At 49.9% G+C, this 1164-nt stretch carries 1 protein-coding gene; it reads right to left on the reverse strand.

Annotation, left to right across the window (positions count from 1 at the left end; translation table 11 throughout):
* On the reverse strand, positions 1 to 1090 hold a 1090-nt coding region (locus R8O70_RS25805), incomplete at its 3' end, for an FAD-dependent oxidoreductase (RefSeq protein WP_318184533.1).
* Between the last annotated feature and the right edge of the window lie 74 nt (positions 1091 to 1164).

Raw genomic sequence — 1164 nt, forward strand, 5'->3', positions numbered from 1 at the left:
TTTCGTAGTCCTCGGCCGGCATTTCGTCGCGAGTTCGACGATAGATCACAGTGGTATCGGCACCCGCACGACGCGCCGTACGCGCACAGTCGATCGCAGTGTTACCACCACCAATCACGGCAACTTTTCTGCCCGTCGCGTAGTTTTGTTCTGTAACGTAATCTTTCAGATAATCAACACCGAGGTAGCACCCGTCCAAGTCGCTACCAGGATAATTCATTTCTACCGCTTGAGACGCCCCCACTGCCAAACAGACAGCATCGTAGTCTTCACTCAATTGAGACAGCGTGAAATCAACACCAAGCTTTTTGTTGGTTTCAACTTGCATGCCGTTGCGGCACATCAGTTCGATTTCTTTGTCTAGAATGTCTTTGGGTAGGCGATATTCAGGAATGCCGTAGCGTAGCCAACCGCCTGCTTTTGGCATGGACTCAAATACGGTGACGTCATAACCTTCATTCGACAAGTAATAACCTGCCGTTAAGCCACCGGGGCCACTACCAACAACGGCGATCTTGCGATGCTTCGCTGGTTTTTTCTCTGGGACATACGCTTCATGCGCCGCTAGATCTGCGTCTGCGGCATGGCGTTTGAGTTGGCGAATGGCAATCGGCTCATCCACCAAAGAACGGCGACACTCACTTTCGCAGAATGCCGGACACACGCGCCCAATCGACAACGGCATTGGCAGTGTGCGTTTAATAACTTCAATCGCTTTTTGATGATCGTTTTGCGAGATATGGTAGAGGTAAGATTGGATGTCTACCCCAGCAGGACACGCCGTTTTGCATGGAGCTTCACAGTCGGCGTAGTGGTCCGTCATGATTCGGTTGAGCGCTTTTCTGCGGTGCTCACTCAGTTGTTCTGATTGTGTGACGACATTGAGACCGCGGTACACTTTGAGATCACAGGCACGCTTAGTTCCGCCACTTTCCACTTCGACAACACACAAATCACACGGAATTTTCTCGTTACTTTTGTTCATTCCGCACAGTGAAGGGATTTCGACCCCACACACTTTGGCTGCTTCCAGAAGGGTTAGCCCCTCTTCTACAATTCTATATTTTCCATCGATGACAATTTCTATCATGCAACCCCCGAAGCAGGCACGTTAAACCTTACATTCTATAAGGATAACCCCTACCATGGAAAGTTCGTGTGACA

It is taken from the genome of Vibrio sp. 779(2023), from assembly GCF_033344285.1.
In the GTDB taxonomy this organism is placed as follows: Bacteria; Pseudomonadota; Gammaproteobacteria; order Enterobacterales; family Vibrionaceae; genus Vibrio; species Vibrio alginolyticus.